This is a genomic window from Stieleria varia, from assembly GCF_038443385.1.
In the GTDB taxonomy this organism is placed as follows: domain Bacteria; phylum Planctomycetota; class Planctomycetia; order Pirellulales; family Pirellulaceae; genus Stieleria; species Stieleria varia.
Map to the genome: position 1 here is coordinate 5,516,937 of NZ_CP151726.1, position 19,438 is coordinate 5,536,374.

Annotated in this window: 3 protein-coding genes; all 3 read right to left on the bottom strand. The window is 54.8% G+C overall.

The features are described 5' to 3' along the window. Positions 1–395: 395 nt before the first annotated feature. The 3 genes from Pla52nx_RS18710 to Pla52nx_RS18720 all read right to left on the bottom strand — a co-directional run bounded on the left by Pla52nx_RS18710 (position 396) and on the right by Pla52nx_RS18720 (position 19,110). Complete coding sequence (locus Pla52nx_RS18710; RefSeq protein WP_146520310.1) at positions 396–13,976, bottom strand: FG-GAP-like repeat-containing protein; 13,581 nt, start codon at positions 13,974–13,976, stop codon at positions 396–398. A 214-nt stretch (positions 13,977–14,190) separates the two neighbouring features. Further along, the gene (locus tag Pla52nx_RS18715; protein ID WP_197454620.1) at positions 14,191–18,375 is read right to left on the bottom strand and encodes a serine/threonine protein kinase; all 4,185 of its coding nucleotides are present in this window, start codon (positions 18,373–18,375) and stop codon (positions 14,191–14,193) included. 186 nt (positions 18,376–18,561) lie between these two features. Next, positions 18,562–19,110, bottom strand: coding sequence for an RNA polymerase sigma factor (locus Pla52nx_RS18720; protein WP_231742007.1), 549 nt, complete (start codon positions 19,108–19,110; stop codon positions 18,562–18,564). Positions 19,111–19,438 lie beyond the last annotated feature (328 nt).

The following is a 19,438-nucleotide window of genomic DNA, read 5'->3' on the forward strand; positions in this document are numbered from 1 at the left end:
CTCGGCGGAGGAAACAACTGACGGCTACTTGCCCAAGCCAACAAAACTTCCCCACCGCCCGCGAATCGCCTTTGGCGATTCGCGGGCGGTGGGGAAGTGAATGCGATTGTGTTACCGGGTAGCTGTCAGTTGTTGCTCCGAACCGGGGCAAGCCCGGCGGAAGCAAAGAATCCATCTTGCGTCGACCGTGAATGCCGCCAGCCGCAACCTTTTGCAGCCCGGCTTTCGACAGCCAAGCGTCCCCATAACTACCCCCGTCCCATTTTCTCGTCCGTTCGGTCTGACGAGAACCGACCCCGGAGGCGGTCGCAGCCCAGATTCCGAGAAGTCTGCGACACCCTGCGGGGTCGATTCAACATGGTCGTCGCATACCACGGGTGCGCCTTATTGCTCGTTCAGTAATTATAACTGCCGATGCCGACACTAAATCCGACTTGTATGGAGTAACTATACCCTATATCGACGAAGCCGCGTCCCTGCTTTTGCGCAATTCCTGCCCCAGCCGATGTGTCGGCATAGAATGAATAGCCATAGGCAAAACCATAGTTAACGACCGATCCCCCTCGGGATCCATTGGCAAAGGGAGTTAAGCCAGACTGGCCATTTCCAAAACCACTCGCCTCAATCCCAAGCCCGATGCTGGTGTAAAAACCAGCAAATCCAGCAGCCGAACTGCCAAACAACAACGGGGTGTTTACTGTCGCATCACCTATCGAACCGCCCAAGATGCTTTCGACGTTGAACTGATCTTGTTTAATATTCTTAACTGCTTTTCTCTCCAATGACTTTCGGTTCGGCGTTCCTTTTGGAAAGCTCTTTCCTGCATATTTTTTTAACCTCGACTGTGCCAATGCTTTGCTAGACGCACCTTGGAGGCTGTTACCACCTCCAAGAATCTCCTCAGCGAAAGTCAAGACAAAGATTTCACTGACTTCATCCTTGTAGGGCGCACTCAAGAACGCAGCCAAACCCAGCGATAATTTCCCATAACCGAGCGAGAGAGTCGGCCCGTTCCATTCCAACGTCCCGTAGAGTTGTCGCAGCGCCGTTCCTACCAAGGCTTGACCCACCGCAAGGCTAAGGATTACTTTTTGCTGAATCGACAAACCAACGATTTGCTCGGTCAGTGGGCTAAGCCCAGTTGGATCGTCAAGATTCACAGGGTCGTTCCATGCGTATGCATAGTCGTGATGGCTTTGCGGCAACCATTCAAGTCCTTCTGCTAAATCAGGCGACAGGAATAGGCCATCGCGGGCAGAATAGAACCGCGCCTGCAAGTAGTAAAGTCCCGAGAAGGCATCGTAGGTTTGGCCATTCATCCCGATGGTTAGACCAGGGTATAATTCTTCTAGCGGTTCTCCAAATGCATCATAGGTTTGAGAGAATCGAGTAACTCCATTCGCTGCCGTACCGATCCGGATACTGCCACGCGAATCGGCAACCGCATAGATGGTCTCATCTTTGGTCGTTGACACCAATCCGTTTGAGTAGGTGTGACTTTCAATGACATTGCTATCGGAATCGATCGTTTCAAGTACAGTTAAATCGCCGCGGGTTACATCGTAGATCAAGTCAATTCTCTCGCCGTCCCGAATGATCGCCGTACGCACGCCGAAGCTATCGTAAAGGTATTCTTCCGTCATCGTGACACCGGCGGCTGTGACGGTAACCTTCGTCAATCGTCCTGCATCGTCCCAGAGATATCGCGTCACGTTGTCTTGGTCGATTAGACGTTCGGCTATTTGCCCATCGTCGGTATACGCAAATTGAATCGTCGCATCGTTCGTTTCAATTCGTAGCAGGCGATCATTCTTGTCGTAAAAATAGGATTCGATTCGAGTCCCGTTGACGGTCTTTGCGAGGCGATTTCCAACCGCATCGTATCGATACTCGATAAGTGTCTCGACACCGAAGGAATCGGTGCGTTTCTCACTGCTCAGCGCACCAGATGCAATATAGGTAAACTCAGTCACCGAACCGTCATGCAGCGTTTCGCTAACCAACCGTCCGCTGGTTGAATATCGATAAACGAATTGTTGCAATACTTGTCCGTCTGCCCCACGAAGACTTTGTTGAGCGACAAAGCCATCATCGTTATAAACGACTTGCTGTGTGGTCGCATTTGGAAACTGCGTCTCGACAAGGCGTTCCAGATTATCGTAGGTGTAGGAGGTAATGCCACCTGATGTGTCTTGTACCGTCGCGACCAATCCCGTAGGGGTGTAGGTATATCGCCGAGTCCCACCAGGCGTTTCGATCGATGCAACTTGTCCGTTGGTGGTATACGTATACTGCGCGGTACGCCCGCTGGGTAAAGTTTGCGTATCAACCCGACCAAAACTGTCATAAGCAAAGGTCGATTGTTGACTAGAATCACCGACCGACGCGAGGTATCCTTTTTCGTCGTAGACAAAGTCTACGACTGGAAGATTGCCGCCGGTCCGTTGTGTCACTCTGCCAAATTCGTCGTAAACGATCTTCGTAGAGATGCCGGAGGGTTGCACGATCTCGGTAAGTTCTCCTCTAGCGTTGAACTTGTATTCGAGAATCGAGCCATCGGGGCGCTCCAGACGCGTTCGGTTTCCAAGTTTATCGTAACCATACGTAGTTTCCCGACCAAGCGAGTCTGTAAAACTGACGACTCGTCCAAACTCGTCCCGCTCATAGGTCGTCGCGTGACCGTCGGCATCAATAACTTGGGTTAAGTTTCCATCGAGGTCATACGAGTACCGACTTAACAGGATACCGTCTTGGTATTCCGCGATTAGGTTGCCGACTTGGTCATATTCAAACTCAATGTCTGAGCCATTGGACAACTCAGTGCGTATAAGTTGTCCCACCTCATCATACACCACGCTTCCTGATTTACCGTTTGCTGTTTCACTGGTGACGCGCCCGACTGCATCATACTGGAGTGTTTGTTTTTCGGCTCCCGCAGTCACGCCCGTTCGCCGACCGGCAGCGTCGTATTCGAAGTTAGAAAGCGACCCATTGGCGTCACTGACACCAATGATGCGGCCATTCTTGTCATAGGAAAGTGTCTCCGGACTGCCGGCCACATTCCCTTGCTCGTCCATCACGCTTTTCGAGACAATCTGACCCAGTGAATCACGAGTGATCACCATTTGCACCCCGTTGGCCATTGTCATCGACTCAGTCGATTCCGCTGGATCACGGCTTGCCTGAAGCAAATCCACGTTGCCGCTACGAAGATTTGTAGGTTGACCACTTTCGCTGTACGTCGTTTCAGATGACCGTCCCAATGGCCCTTCGGATCGAGTCGGTTGTCCGGCGGCGTCAAAAAAGACTCTCACACGATCGCCTGCAACATTTGTCAGCCCCGTCCCTCTTCCTTCCGCATCAAACGTTCTCGTTTCCCGACGCGCCTCCAACACCCCATTGATGCTCACGAACGAGATTACTGCCACAAGATTACCATTCGCGTTATACTCGTAAGCCTGCCTAGTTCCCTCGGGACTGACCACGGACAGGATTCTGCCTGCAGCATCGAATTGATTCGTAGTCACTGCTCCATTCGCATCGAAGGATTTGAGGAGGTTTCCAGCGGAGTCGTATTCAAAGCGACTTTGGCTGCCATCTGCAAGTGTTTCCACCGTGATATTGCCTGCTTGATCGTTTTCAAAGCGAGTTGTATTTCCGAGGGCGTTCGAATAACTCAAAAGCACACCAAACGAATCTCTCACCAGATTCTCGCGATTTCCGAGCGGATCGATGCGACTAGTCACAAACCCGTTCGCGTTGAATGTTCGGGTATAGCGATTGCCCAACGGATCAACCGAAGCAATCCGGTTCCTGTTCGAGTCGTACTCGTACCATCTTGTGTTGCCGAGAGTGTCGGTGGATTGAACGACATTTCCATACGAATCGTAAACAACCAAGGTCTCATTTCCATGTGCGTCAATGATGGTTTCCGATTGCGCAGTCGGATCGATTGAAACCTGTACTGCATTGCCGCCGATGTCCACCAAAGTACTAAGCCTTCCATTCTCGTCGTACTCCGTTCTTCCAGTCGTCCTTCCAAGCGGATCTTCGACCCTGGTTAAATAATGTTCGCGGCCGGTAGAGTATTCGAATAATGTCAAGTTGCCTTCACGGTCTTGTACTGCGGTCAAATCACCGGACGGGTCGTAAGTATAGAACGTCGATTCACCGTTTAGATCGGTGATCCTGTTGATACGCCCTAACGCATCACGACCGATGTTGACACTCAACCCACTGGAAGTAGTTATGCCACTGGATGAAAATTTCAATGTATTTCGATTTCGATCGGCCGCACTGCTTAGCGTGCCGTTGGAACCGTTGACCCGATACACAATCCCATCCCGCGTCGTCAGCACGTAGGCTCCACCAAAAGCTGGACTGGCGGGGTTGTAGGGGATTCCACCTGGGGCGTAGAGCTCGCCAAGTTCGTTGACTTGGAGATAACCGCTGGTGCCGGTGGACAGGGTGCTGGTGACGCCAGGGTCGGGAGTGAAACGGGGTCGTGCGAGCGTCAGATTTTGACCGCCGAATCCAGGCAAGACGCGAATGTCCGGGTTGAAAGTGAAGCCCTGCCGGCCTTGGCCGGGGACGTTCAGGTAGACCTTCACGCCAGGTCGCATCGGGGTGTAGATGCCGATGTCTTCTAGGCCGCTCTTGGGCAGGCCGACTCGTAGGTCCGTGTTGCGATACTCCAGCCTCCAACCGTAGCCGAAGTCGCCTTCGCGGTCGGCTTGCAAGGTGTCATAAATCCGGGTGATCTCAATCGGGATGCCCGCGACCGGGATCACCATGTCGGTGAAGCTCAGGCGGAAATTACCGAGCTTGAGTTCGCCAGCGAGTCCCACGTGATGTTCAGCAACGTTGACGACGCCGGCGTTGGTGGCGACTTCTAGGCGAATGACGTATTCATCGTTGAGCAGCAAACTGGTGTCCCAAACACCGAGTTCGCCGTTGGTCACAGCAGTGGTGCTTTCATGGAACTCGGTGAAACGGGTTTCGTCGATGTGGCGATAGGAGAGTTTGTAGCCGAACAGGTCCTCGTGTGCTGCGGTGCCAACGATGCTGACCATCCCCGTGACCGTACCGGTGTCGGCAGGGCTCGTGATGGCGGCGGTCGGAATGTCCGTCGTACCCGCTCCGCTCCATCCCTCGGGGAAATCGTAATCGAACTGGATCGTTTTGGTGGTCGCATTGCCATTGGTGTCGATCGCCGTGGCCGTGGCGTTGATGGTGCTGAATGTCCATTCTTCGAAAGTGAATGTGGCGGTGCCAGCCGCGTCGAGCGGGATGTCTTTACCGTTGGCGGTGAGCGTCAACGAAGCAACCGCCACGTTATCGATCGCTTTGACAAAGACTCGGAAGGGGCCTTGCCATGGCAATATGTTGCGTGAACCGTCACCGAGGTTTTCAATCAAGCTGACTTTGGGTGGCACGAGGTCTTCGATCACCGCCAGCGTGAAGCTCTGAGTCACCTCGCCGCCACGGGGATCGTTGACGCGGACTTCGAAATCATGGTCTCCGATTTGGGCGACCGACGTTTGCCAGCGGATGCGGCCGAAGGTGTCGATGGTGGCGCCAGCGGGCGACGTAAGCAGATCAAACGTGAGCCGATCCAGGTCGGCATCACTCGCCAGCACGTCGTAGCGGAACTCCGCACCGGCGGCGACATCCACCGGCGCGATGCCGTTGATCACCGGCTCGGTATTTTGCGCCAAGACGTCCAGCTCGAACGATTCGATTGCAGCCGCGCCCCCGACGTCGGTGACTCGAATCGTTACAACGTGTTTGCCGTCTTGGCCCGCGACTGGCGTCCAGTTGATCTGGCCAGATGTTGGACTGATCGTCATTCCAGTGGGACTTTCGCTCAGACTGTACGTCAGCGTCGTACCTTCGGGATCGGCGGCGGAGACGACGTGTGAGTAGACATCCGAGACCGCAGCGAATCGCGGAGACACGTTGTCGATCGTTGGCGGTGCGTTGGGGACACCGTCGCTGACCAGAATCGCAAAGGTCTGAGTCGCAGCGCCGCCGATTCCGTCACTGACTTCGATGACGACCGACTGCTGACCGAGTTGATCGATCGTCGGCGTCCACGTGATCTCGCCGGTCAATTCTGCGATCGTCATGCCGCTCGGTGCGGTGAGCAATCGATAAACAAGCGGGTCGGATTCGGCATCCTTGGCTTTGACGCTGTAAAAGTAAGCCACGCCGACGGACGCTTCGGATTCGGGGAAGCTAGCGATTATGGGCGGTCCACCGGTTCGGCTGACGCGAAGCTTGAATGATTGCGTGGTTTCGGCGCCAAAAGTATCAGCAACGCGGACAACCACGTCGGACTCGCCGAGTTGGTCAGCGGCCGGTGTCCAGCGGATCGTTCCACGTCCCGCGTCGATACTCATCCCCGCCGGAGCATCCAACAAATCGAATGACAGCGGATCACCGTCCACATCGGATGCCAAAATGTCGTACTGATATTCACGGCCGACGACCGCAGAGGTCGTCGGGGTGGAGTTCACAACTGGCGTGGCGTTGACGAGCGAGCCGACGACATCGAGCAACAGTGGCACGACGAAGACTTGGCCATCGGCATCGGTCGCGGCGAGCGAAACCGGGTGCTGGCCGAATTGCGAGACGGCCGGGGTCCAAGTCATGACACCGTCGGAGCCGATGCTCAATCCAGCCGGTCCGCTGGTGATCGACCAGTCGACGGGTCGACCGATGGAATCAACCGCGGCGATTCGTGTCACGGTCTTCTGGGTCAAGGGGAATGAAGTACGCGGACCGGTGAGATCACCCAACGCCACCGTTGGCGTTGCTGCGGAAACACTGACAATGAAAACTTCTTCGGTCGAAGCTCCCGACATATCGCTGGCTCGGATCGTAAATTCATAGTCGCCGGCCACAGTGGGAGTCCAAGTGAATCGTCCCGAGTCGGGATCGATTGATGCCGAATGGTTCTCACCGACCAACGCATAGGTCACCGTCTCCTGCTCGGCGTCTTGGGCAACAACGTCGTAGACATGTTTGATACCAACAAATCCCAGCGGCGCCGGCAGCCGAGTGATGGCTGGGGCAAAGTTCGGTGCGGTGACGTCAATATTGAAGTCATGCAGCGAGATAGACCCGTCGTCAGCGGTTGCCCGCAGAATCACGGTGTGCTGTCCGACTTGGTTGATCGTCGGGCGCCATGCGAGCAGGCCACTCGTTGGATCGACTGACATCCCATCGGGCGCGAGCGACAAATCGTAAACAATAGCCGGATTCAGGATCCCAAAAGCGACCGAGGCGTAGCGATAAACTTGGCGGGCTTCGACTTCGGCCGGCGGCATGGTGACAAAGTGCACACCGCCTGTGACGGACGTGTTGGTCGGCGTGAGCGTAAAATCCTGGCCGGTTAGCACTTCATCCACGGCGACTGTCACGTCCAATCCATCTCGGCCGGCCACATCGGCCCAGCCGGCCGGCAAGTCGAGGCGAATCGTGTAGTCGCCGGCGACCAGTCCCGTCAGGGAAAAGTTTCCATTTCGATCCGAGGTTGCCATCGGTTCATCGGTGTCACGCCCGCCGTTTCCATCGAGATCGGCGTAGACTTTCCAGTAAGCGATCGCATCACCGTCTTCGGTTCTGAGCTGCCCGCGAACGTGACTGAGCGACAGTTGCTCGATGGCGAGGTCAAACGCCGTCTCTTCGTTCACTTCGACATCAACGTTGGTCTCGACTGTCGGCACGTCGTAACCGGCGACCGGAGAAATTCGAACGGGATACTCTCCCGGCAGCAGACCATCGAATTGGTAATCACCACTCGCATCGGTGATCGCTTGTGGCTCGCCTGGATCGGGGTACGCGTTGCCGTTGGTATCGATGTAAAGTTGCCAGCCCTGGAGTGACGGTTCGGCCGGATTTTCACTACCATCATCTTGGACGCCGTCGCCGTCGAGGTCATCAAACAAGTGCCCCGCAATGCTGCCACGCAGTTCGGGCGCAACGTTGACCGTAAATGTCTGTTCGTCGTAGCCTCCACGTCCATCTTCAACGGAGACAGTGAATGTGTGACTGCCGGCATCCGTTAACCCGGTGACAGACTGCGGCAATAACCCATTGGAGATGCGAAAGCCGGTGTTGCCATAGACAGAGTGATCTTGGACGCTCAGCATTCGCGTGTCTTCAAACCGAAAATCGAGCGCGAGCCTCGCGTCGTTCTCGTATTGCGTCGTCATTAACTCATCAATCTCGGTCCCTGTGAATGCAACATTCCAGATCCGGAAATTCTCGATCGTGGCTTGTGTTTTCCATGACCCGGCCTCGCCGACATTGAGTGTTCCGCTGTTCGAGTAGCCGATGGAATCTGGAATGGTCGTCGAGCCGATGACTTTACCATCGACCCAGATGGTGGCTGTTTTCGAAGCATCGTCTACTGTAAGTGCGATGTGAATCCATTTGTCAACCTGGAATTGGTATCTCGGTTGAAAGTCGATTTTCGCACCGTCAAAATCCATGATCAGCTGAAATCGATCGTTGAACAGTGATCGCAAGTAGTATGCTTGACCATGGGCTCCAGGGAGAGAAAAGAACAGCGAAGCTCCATTGCTTGCCGTCAGCTTGTGTATGTTGAACCAGCCTTCGATTGTAGTGCTCGCTGGCTTCAGAGAATCGCTTGCTGCCACTCGGACTTCGCCGGGGTCGCCGTACGGAGAAAAGATGAGGGCCGTGCCCCGTCCATCCCACTCGACTAAGCCTGTGGTAGGATCAATCGTCGCTCCGGGCGGAGCATCGATCAGTCGGTAGCGAAGCGCATCGCGGTCATTGTCGAGCGCCGTCGCTTGGTAAGTGAACGTCTCACCAGCTCCGATTGTGGCTTGCGACTGAGTTGCGATCAGTGGCGCCGCGTTTTCGCGGGCCGCTACGACATCGATCTTAAACGATTGAGTGGCAATACCGCCGCGGCCATCGTCCGCGGAGATGGTTACATCATGCACACCGACTTGATCTGGAGCTGCAGCCCACAATAGTGCGCCCGTTTCGCTGTTGATGATCATCCCACCGGGCCCATCAACGATCGCATAGGTCAAGTGGTCATCGTCGGGATCGATCGCATCGGCATCGTAGCGATAGACTTCGTTGGGGTCGAATCGGTTGTAAATAACACTCGCCGTCGCGTCGCCGCTATTCGCGACGACGAAATCCATGCGTCCATCTTCGTCCGCATCCGCCAAAGTAACGCGGCTCGGCGATTCGCCCACTTGGATGTGTTGGGCTCTTGAGAACTGGTCATTGCCACGGCCGTACAGCACACTGAGCACATTCAGGTTTGTGAGCGTTGCTGCTAAATCCGGGTTGCCGTCATCATTCAAATCAACCACGGCGACATCGCTGGGGGCCTCCGCAAGGTCGACGTAGATGGGAGCTCCAAACGCTCCCATTCCATCGCCGGGCAGAATCATCAGTCGCTGCGTATCAGGCAAGGTCATGACGGCGTCCAAAATACCGTCGCCCGTCGCATCTGCGATCGAAAAGCGAGAAGGTTTGTCACCCAAAGCAAAAGGCGTCGGCGTTCCAAGCGTCGTTGTTCCGTCACCGAGGAACAGCCACAACGCGTTTTCGGCGTCGTCCAGGACAAGAATGTCTTGATTGCCGTCGCCATCGACGTCGGCGGCGGCAACGTCGATCGGCCTTAGCCCCACAGGGAACTCAGCCGATGTGTAACCGGAATCAATGCTGCCGGTGAAAACGCTCAACGAGCGACTCGTACGGTTCGCGGTTAATAGTTCCAATCGCCCATCGCTGTCCAGGTCTACAGCGGCAACCGCATGGGGTGCTCGACCGGTCAGCAAATCAGGCTGTCGCGTGAAGCCGCCGAGATTGTCGCCGACAAAGATTTGCAATCGCTCCATTTGCTGCTGAATCGCCAAGATTTCTTCATTGCCGTCACCGTTTAAGTCGACAGCGAGTAGATCGACAAGATCATCACGTCGACCGGCAAAGATCGACGCCGTATCGGAACTATAATTTCCGACACTTCCGGTAGCGTAGACAAAATCCAAATGCCCATCACCGTCGAGATCGGCAAAGGGGTTTCGAGAAATACGCCCTGGGATCCCACCTACCAGTCCGAGTTGTTGCGGAGCATCGAAAGTACCGTCACCATTGCCGAGTCGAACGATCAGTGGGCCATTGCCATTGGCACCAGTTTGAATCAAATCCAGTTGCCCGTCTTCGTCAAAGTCGACCAGCCAAGAATCGCGACCGCGTTGCTCGGTACCCGGATACTCAAACAGCGAAAGGAACTCAAAACTACCCGTTCCATCGTTGATGAGAACACGAGCACCTGCGGTGGTTGCCGCGACGAGATCAACGCTGCCATCGGAATTGATGTCGCCAGCCGAAAAGTCACCAGGTTGAGAGCCGTTGTCGAAAATGGTCTGCTCGCCTTGACGGCTAAAGTCACCTTGGCCATCACCCTCCATGATGATCAGTTTGATCAAGCCGTCTGTGTCACTGTTTCGCTCGGCAAAGGCCAAGTCGGGAATACCGTCACCGGTGAAATCCGCGACCGCGTAGGACTCTTCCCAACTGGATATATTGGTACCGTTGGATCCTCTGGGCAATGTGATTCGAAATGTGCGAGTGAAAACGCCGGGGTCTGACGGGCTGTTTATATGGACATCGATCTGTTGCTCAACGCTTGACTTAGCCACAAAGTCGGGTAGGCCGTCCTGGTTGAAGTCCGCAATGAGTGTGGAGCTGTACCCATAAAAACTACTTTGAACGAGTTGGTCATCGCTGACGGTGAACGTCCCGTCGCCGTTCGCCAGAGCCACGTAGTAGCGGCTACCATTTTGATTGGCTCGCGTTGCTACGATGTCGTCCAAGCCGTCAAGATTGAAGTCTGCCGTCGAACCGAAGCCACCTGGACGTGAAACTCCGACCGCAGGAAAGGGTTCTGCGAACGAGCCGTCACCAACGCCAAGAAAGACTCGATCGTTTACGGTATCGACCAAGTCGACGATGCCATCTCCATTGAAGTCGCCCGGCAGCGCGTCTTCGTCTCGCGAACCAGGCACCCACGGGATGGTACGCGTCTGACCAAACTCGCCAGGTCGCGTGCCTAGCCGAATACCGACGCCGTTAAAGTCAGCGCCAGACGTAAAGTATGAGAAGTCGATGACGCCGTCCCAGTTGTAGTCTCCAAACATAGCTCCCCGAGCGATATCCCCAGCCTCGAACGGTTGGATGTCTCCGGAAAAATCGACCATGGCGTACTCGGTAATCGAGAAGTTGCCAGCTCCATCATTGATGGCAACTTTTGTAGACGTCCAGTCGCCGCTAGAGTGGCCGAATATCAGATCCAAGTCACCATCACCATCGACGTCGACAGGGTCGTCCGTGCCCGCGTAGTTGCTCAACAGACCGTCCGTTTCAGGACCACGTAGCGAAGTAAAAGTTACGCCATCGCCGTTCCCCAACAACACTTCCAAACGTTCACCGTGGTGAAAAACCAAATCAGCGATCCCATCTCCGTTAAAATCGCCGCCGCGAATCCAGTCGCGAGCAAGCGCAGTCGTTGGAGTAACCCCAGAAGGCTGCGTGAAGTTGCCGTTTCCGTCTGAGTGGTAAATCGTGACGCCATTTCCTGTCAAGAAAGCGATGTCCAGATTTCCATCACCATTGAGGTCGAGTACGTCATGAGGACGCTGTTGCGTTGCATAACAGCAATTCGGATCACCTCCTGCTGATCCAATCACAATCGGTTCTGTAAACGTTCCATCGCCATTGCCTTTCAACCAAACGGCTTCGTAGCTGGCTCCAAATCCAAGCGATGCCGTCCGGCCAATCAAATCGAGGTTTCCATCCTCATCGATGTCTGCGGTGCGAAAATCGCTGAGCGTTTTGCTGAAGGTCTGTTCGACAGCCGCGTCAAAGGTTCCGTCGCCGTGACCGAGGATCGTAATCAGCCTCGGGTTGCGTTGCCTTTCAACGGCAAGTACGTCCAATGAGCCGTCTCCATTCACATCCCGCAACAGCAGATTCCGAATGTCGTTGCTACCGGATCCGATATTTTGTCGAAGGATTTCGATGGGGCTACCGAAATCTCCGTTTCCCTCGCCCAGCATCCCGGTGATGACGAGTTGATCATTTTGACCAACACTCGGGGCGTCGTACGTATACAAAGCCACCAAGTCCAATATGCCGTCACCATTCAGGTCTCCCTGGTCCAAACCAAAGATACCATTCGTTTCGTCGTTGGCACGGAATTCGGGTAGCCCGATGTCCACCGCATAGCCGACGTCGAATAACTGACCGTCAGCGGTGGGGAACCCCGTCGCGTAGGTCTCCGCGTCGTCGAAGCGATCGTTGTTTTTTCCTGCATAGACACCGACGGTTTGGTTGCCCGTGTTGATGGATACCAATCGCGGACCTTGAAAACCGCTGATCACGTTGACGCCGGCCGGAGAATCTCCAATCGCCACGGTGGTGATCTCAAAACCGCTCGATGCGATTGCATCGGTCACCGGCTCGCTGACAAAGTTCGGGGGGCGATTCTGCAGGGTCTCGACGACTGCGAGGGAGAACTTTTGATCGATAAACAGTCCATAGGGATCGGTCGCACGGATCGTGACCGTGTGATTACCCACGTCTGCCAAAACGGTCGGCCAAACGACTTCGCCACTTGTCGGATCGACAGACATCGATTCCGGACCAGCCTCGATGCTGTAGGTGAGTTGCTGCTGATCGGGATCCGTCGCTTGGGCAACATACCGAAACGACCGTGTGGCTTCGATTTTATCAATCGGGGTGGATTCGAAAGCATTCGGGGCAACGTTCAGGTCGCCCATGGTCGTCAATCGATATTGGAATCGATTCCCACCGGGGTTGGTAAAGCGAATTTCCCGTGGCCGGGTTGAATCACCGGGCAACAGCGGCCCGTCCAAGTACCCGGTCATGTCAAAGAACGGGCGTCCATCGGGCAGGATTCCATCAGGACGCATTGCAACCGCATCCAACTCAGAAATGCGATCGATGACGATGACCAATTGCCCTGTCACCGCTTGGTTGCCAAGGTTGGTCACCACCAACTCGGTGATCACCTGTGAACGATCGGCCGTGTAGGACGTCCTGCCGTAGCTTGCCCCGATGCTGGAACTGACGTCTTCGAGCTGGTCAAAGCGGAGCGGTGAGTCCGATCGAGTCAGTAGCGACTCGCCTTCGAAGACCAACGGCGGTTGCTCAAGCCCGGCGACTCGTTCCAGATCACGAATCAACACCGTCGTTCCATCGTCCCCGTCGTTGTTGATCAATCGCGCAGTGAGGATGACCTGAGTGCCTTTCTCAAGATGCGACAGATTGAAAAGGACTTCGTGTGTCGATTCGGATGTTTCGGTGTCTGGTGTAAACGTCGTCGCCGCGCCGCCGGCACCCGCCGCCGACTCGGACCAATTGAACTGAGCCGTCCGACCTGCCGAGTACGGCTGGCTGACTAAATTGCCGTCAACGTCGGTCACCGTCACTTCGAATGCGTCTTGCATCGCGCCGATCGACGACGTATCGAATTGTGGAGCGTCAAAACGCAATCGTAACCCATCGGTATCGGCGCCCAGGGTGACACGTGTTTCGATTTCAGTTCGCAGTGATTCTCCTTCGCTCAACAGGGCATCGCAACCGACTGTCGTGTGGTCGCCTAGAATGCCGTCACCAGTCGCGGCAAACTTGAAAACCGGATCCGGGTTTTTCCCACCGAGCACATTGATCACAAGCAAGGCATCCAACGCGGTTGCCGAACCACTACAATTGACGTCGAACAACGGCGGAGTTTCGTTGTCGCCCACCTCGCTGTTGAGCTGCCGGGTTAATGGATCGCTGTAACGATTTTGCCCCAATTCGTTGATGATGGTCAGTGCATCGAGTGCACTGGCGACGGTGTTTCCGTTGACATCCGCCGGGTACAGCGAGTTGTGCCAAACGGCGGCCGCCAACATTCGCCGCGATTCCAGTGCCTCGAAACGGCTGACGCGAGATCTTCGTCTTTTGCGGTTTTCGTGCGATTTCGTCCTTTTTTCAGACAAAATCCTGAATCGTTCAATTTTCACAGGACAAAACTCGCGTTCGAATCAAGGGACTGCCAATGACAATCTCTTCGCAAACGTCTTACAGCAAAATATCCAAATTTGTCGTCGCCTGCCTCAATGAAGACTACCGATACTCGAGCCCCTTGAGCGGCCAGCCATCGGCGTCGGGAATCGCGCCGAGGTCCTTTCGGTCACTCGCCGCGTTCTCGCCCGGTGATCCGGCCTGCAGGCGTAGGTCACTGTTCTTGAGACCGGAGAATCGTACTCCAAACATGGGTTCCTCACCGGTGATACAATCACTCATCACAATGTTGAGTCCGTTCAAATGATCGAGAGAACGGCCCTCGGGCGTCGTGGCGGTGTAGGCGACACCCTTTTCGTCATCGTCGAACACAGCGTGTTCGTTTGTTGCTGACCAAACGAGACAACGCTGCAGGTTGACGGCGCGTGGAGGATGTCGCATGTTCGTACCAAACACAAATCGTGAACCGATAAAGATAGAATCCTTGACTTGATAGAGACTGTCTTGGTCGAACACGTTGTACCCGTGCGTGGCCGAGTCTGGTGCAGGCGTTTCGAGCAATGTGCAATGGTTGATCGTGAATTGCGCCAGGTAAGAGCCGCCCAACCTCCCCACACAGTTCTGCAGGGTGAAACGATTGGCTTTCGACTCTGCCGCAACCCGATTGTGAAGGCGGCAGTTGATGAGTTCGCTCTTCGCACCGTCTGACATTTGTACGCAGCCCCAAACATCGAGGCTGTCGATCAAAATGCCGTCTGCGTCGACGATTAAAAACGCTGCGACCCTGCTGCGATGACCGTGAATCGTCAGATCGGCAACGTTCACGTCCAGACGGCCACCGTCGACCGGATAGTCACCCGTTTCCAATTCCAGTGTCTGACCCGGTTTAGCAATTTGGATCGCGTCTTCGAGAGTCAACGTGTCATCGCCGCCCAGCGGAGACACTCGAATGACTCCAGCGTCCGAGTTTGGTTTCTGCAAAGCGTTGTGGTCTATTCTCAACGGCCAGCCGTCTTCACTGGTCCGTGGTCCCAAATCGCCGCCATCGCTTGCCTTCCCTCTGGCTGGTGAATCCACGTCGAGAAATACGTCGCGTCGCATCAATTCGAGTTTGACATTTTGTTCTAGTTTTGGATCCACGCCCACCAGACAATTTGAAAGCGAGATCCCTGGCGTTTTGCTAAGTTCCGCCAAGGCCCGACGCGAAGCAATTTCATACGACGGAATTTCCCGAATCGCAAAGTTATCGGTCTCGCTAAACAACAGGCAGTTTTCAAACCCAATGACCGGTGGATTTTTTATGTCCAGGGTCGAGAAAAGATGCTCCTCTGCCCAAAGTATCGAATCCTTCATTGTATGCTTGGATTCACCGAGCACCTCCATGTGCCAATAGGGCTGTGCATTCGCGTCGTTGTAGCTGAGTAGGAGGCATCGCGTGGCGGTCACTGTGGAACCGAAGCCTCCACGCAGACAACCGACACTATTGTGAATATTGACCCGTGAGCGAATTCCCGAATTCGCCGAAGCTTTTCCGGTGCTGATCGTCTTCGCGCGGCAATTCAGCATGTTGAGATCAAACGCTTTTTTGTCATCGTGGATGAGATGCCAGAAGCACAAGCTATCGAGCGAAAGCTTGTCAGCGTCCTGCAAGATCGATCCATGATAATAGCTCTGATTTCCACGGATCGTCAGGCCGGGTGTGGTGATTCGTAAAAGGTCATTTCCGTCTTTGGCCTTCTCAGTTCCCCCAAGGTAGTAACCTGAAACCAATTCCAGTGTCTGACCCGGTTTAGCTATTTTTATTGCGTCTTCGAGCGTCAACGTGCCATCGCCGCCCAGCGGAGACACTCGAATGACTCCGGCGTCCGATTTTGGGTTCAGCAAAGCGTTGAGGTCTATTCTCAATGGCCAGCCGTCTTCACTGGTCCGTGGTCCCAAATCGCCGCCATCGCTTGCCTTCCCTCTGGCTGGTGAATCCACGTCGAGACTGAGGTCGCGTTCCATCAAATCGGTTTTGACGTTTTGATGGAGTTTTGGATCTATACCCACCAGACAGTTTGACAGCGAGACACCTGGACTTTCTTGAAGGTCGCCAAGGATCGGACGCGAGGCGATCTCGTACGAGGGAACTTCGCGAATCGCAAAGTTGTCGGTCTCACTAAACAATAGGCTATTATCAAAATCAATGACCGGTGGGTTCTTTATATCCACTGTCGAGAAGAGATAATCCTCTGCCCAAAGTATCGAATCCTTGATCGTATGCTTGGATTCACCGAGCACCTGCATGTCTCGATAGCCCGGCATCTTCTCGTCGTTGTAGCAGAGGAGAAGACACTGCGTGGCTGTCACTGTGGAGCCGTAGCCTCCACTCAAGCAACACACACTATTGTGAATATTGACACGGGAGCGAATTCGCGACTGAGACGAACTTCGTCCCGTACTGATCGTCTTCGCTCGGCAGTTCAGCACGTCGAGATCAAACGATTTGTTGTCATCGTGTTTGAGACGCCAGAAACTCACCCCATCAAGAGTCAGTTGGTCAGCATCCTGTTCGATTGCTCCATGTAAATAGCTTTGGTTTCCACGGATCGTCAGCCGAGGCGTAGAAACTCGGAAAACTGTGCTGCCAATCTCATCCTTATCGGTTGATCCAAGATAGTATCCAGAGACCAGGTCCAGTGTTTGACCCGGCTTTGCTCGTTCGAGCGCCTCGACCAAAGTCAAAGTGCCGTCGCGGCCATCGGGCGAGACTTTGATCACACCATACGCTGCCAGATTTGCCGGAGCTGGATCCGAATCTTGAGAAGCGACACCCTCGGTATTGCCGACACCGATTTCCAATTCGGAGCCGCCGTGTTTGAATTTTACGTAGAACCAAATCCCGGCCAACATGACTGCTGCGGACACCGCCAACAGCCAGGTAAGCTGCCTGTTCTGACGACCGTCTCCCTTCGCGTTGACTTGTGGTTCCGCATCGGCGTCAGTGTCGGACAGCGAGTGATCGGCACCAATCGTTGGCTCCAGTGCCGATGACGTTTTCTCGCCGATGGTCCAAACCTTAGCCAACAATCTTGACAGATCGCTGCCTTCGCAAAACGGCTCGATGCGTTGGGCCAACTCAAATGGGGTTTGAATTCTTGCCTTCAAATCCTTTTCGAGCATCCGATGAATGAGGTCGGCGACCGCGGGAGGTACATCTGCTCGCAACGTTTCGATCCGCTGAATGTCATCGTTCGCCATCGCGGAAAGTTTGGACAACGTGCCGTACTGCTCGGTGTGGTGGTACGGTGTCTTGCCTGTCAGCAGGCGAAACAACGATGCGCCCAACGCGTAGATATCGGCTCGAATATCAACGGTATGGGTGTCGCTGATTTGCTCAGGTGCCATGTAGTCGATGGTCCCCATCATTTGACCGGTGTTCGTCAATTCCTTGGTTGGCGAATCCCCCAGCAATGCCAGACCCATGTCCATGACTTTGACGATCGCTGGTTGAGAGACCAGCCAAGTTGCAGTTTGAGGGGAAATCCACCGTGTGCCGGATTCGATTTCCTCTGGAACACGCTGAGTCGGCTGGACGGCCAACATCAAATTGGATGGCTTGATGTCGCGGTGGACCAGGTGGTGCTGACTGGCGTAGTCAAGTGCAACGGCGGCCTGTCGGATGATTTCGCAGGCGTCGGCGACCCTTAGTGCCCCGAATCGCCTACCGACATCGGACACATCGAGACCGTACACCAATTCCATCGCCAAATAGTGAGTCCCGTCGACTTCGCCCGCGTCCATGGCGCGAACCAAATTGGGATGATCCAAGCAACCTATGGCCCGCATTTCGCGTCGGAATCGCTCAATGCTCGCTCGATCGTGAAGCCGATCGCTAGGCAGGACTTTAATAGCGACCTGTTTATTCAGCTCCGTATGAAGGGCTGAGTATACCGCCCCCATTCCGCCACGGCCGATCAATTGCTGGGCGCGGTACCGGCCAAAAACGGGCAAGGACTGGGGCTGGATCTCCGCCTGTTGGCTCGAATCGGCATTCCTGAAATGAGACGGATCAATCGCCTCGATCCTTTGGGAAACTTTGGCGAGCGCCGGCTCACACTCGAACTCGTTGTCGACGTTCCGCATGCCCAAGACTGACAAGAGAGTATCACCATCACCGTGGCAATGCGTGACTTCCTGAAGACAATCGACGCAGGTCTCCACGTGCTCTGCGATCAATTGCAATGGTTCGGCGGCTAGCTTTCCCAATGCAAAGGCCTTGAGCTTTCGTGAATCGGGGCAGGGCATTTTGTTCACAACTATTTGTCCGTGGCGAATGGTGCTCGTTGCGTAGCTCAACTCCGAAGGCGACGCCGCTTCGGATAAACCACCTTCGCATGGGGAAGGCGCTGGGTGCCAAACCGCAAGGGAATCTGGCAACAGGGTGCTGGAAAGCTCTTCGATGTTTCCTTACACGAAAATCTAAATGCACCTTTACCAGTCGATCGCGCCCTCCAGTTCGCTTCTCAATCTCGCCAAAACCCGGGACTTCGCCGTGTAAACTGATGCGATGGAAATGCCCAAGTCTTCTGCGACTCGGTTGGGCTGATGCCCCTCCACGCATACATTCCAAAACGCTTGCCATGTGGTTGGCTGGAAATCTGTCTTCACCAATTGCGCGGCACGGCGAGCCAGAGCGGCCAACGCGTCACGAGGCTCGTCCAGTGATTCCTCCGGAGCAGCATGAATGAACTGGTTGGCCGTCGAACCGCCGCGGGCAATCGGTCCTCGGGTCTTGGCACGGGCGAGGTCGGTGATCTTGTGTCGCGCGATGCCCCACAACCAGCCTCGGAATCCACTGCCTTTTTTAGGCTCAAACCGATCGATCCCAGACGCGACTGCTAAGAAGACCTCCTGCACCAAGTCTCCTGCATCCTCACCCTGCAGATTTCTCCTTCTGGCCCAACTGTACACCAGCGGGCCGTAAAGACGCGTGAAGCGAATCCAGGCTTCTGAATCGCGGTCTTGGACGCGACGAATCAATGATGCAGAAGTGCTTGATTGGGTCACAATGGCATTCACAAGCAGATAAGAAATTCAGTTCAATCGACCAACCGCTCTGCTGAGCTATTGGATGATACCTGACCCGCACTTCGTCAGCAATTCATTTCACGCGATTGGTGGTTTCCATTGACAGATATCGCAACTCGGCAAGAAGCTCACGATTCTCCCAATCAAGAGGCTCCCATTGAGAACGCATCAGGGCGGCGGAGTTGTTGCTCGGCGGATGGAGGGGCGTCTCGCCTCCTGATCGATCTCTCAGTTCCGAGCCACCCTCAAGCCGATCAAAGGCGTCCCTAACTTGTAATCA

Excerpts from the sequence above, each read along its gene's own strand:
- Pla52nx_RS18715 (WP_197454620.1), bottom strand. The coding sequence starts at position 18,375 with ATGCCCTGCCCCGATTCACGAAAGCTCAAGGCCTTTGCATTGGGAAAG.
- Pla52nx_RS18710 (WP_146520310.1), bottom strand. The coding sequence starts at position 13,976 with ATGTTGGCGGCCGCCGTTTGGCACAACTCGCTGTACCCGGCGGATGTC.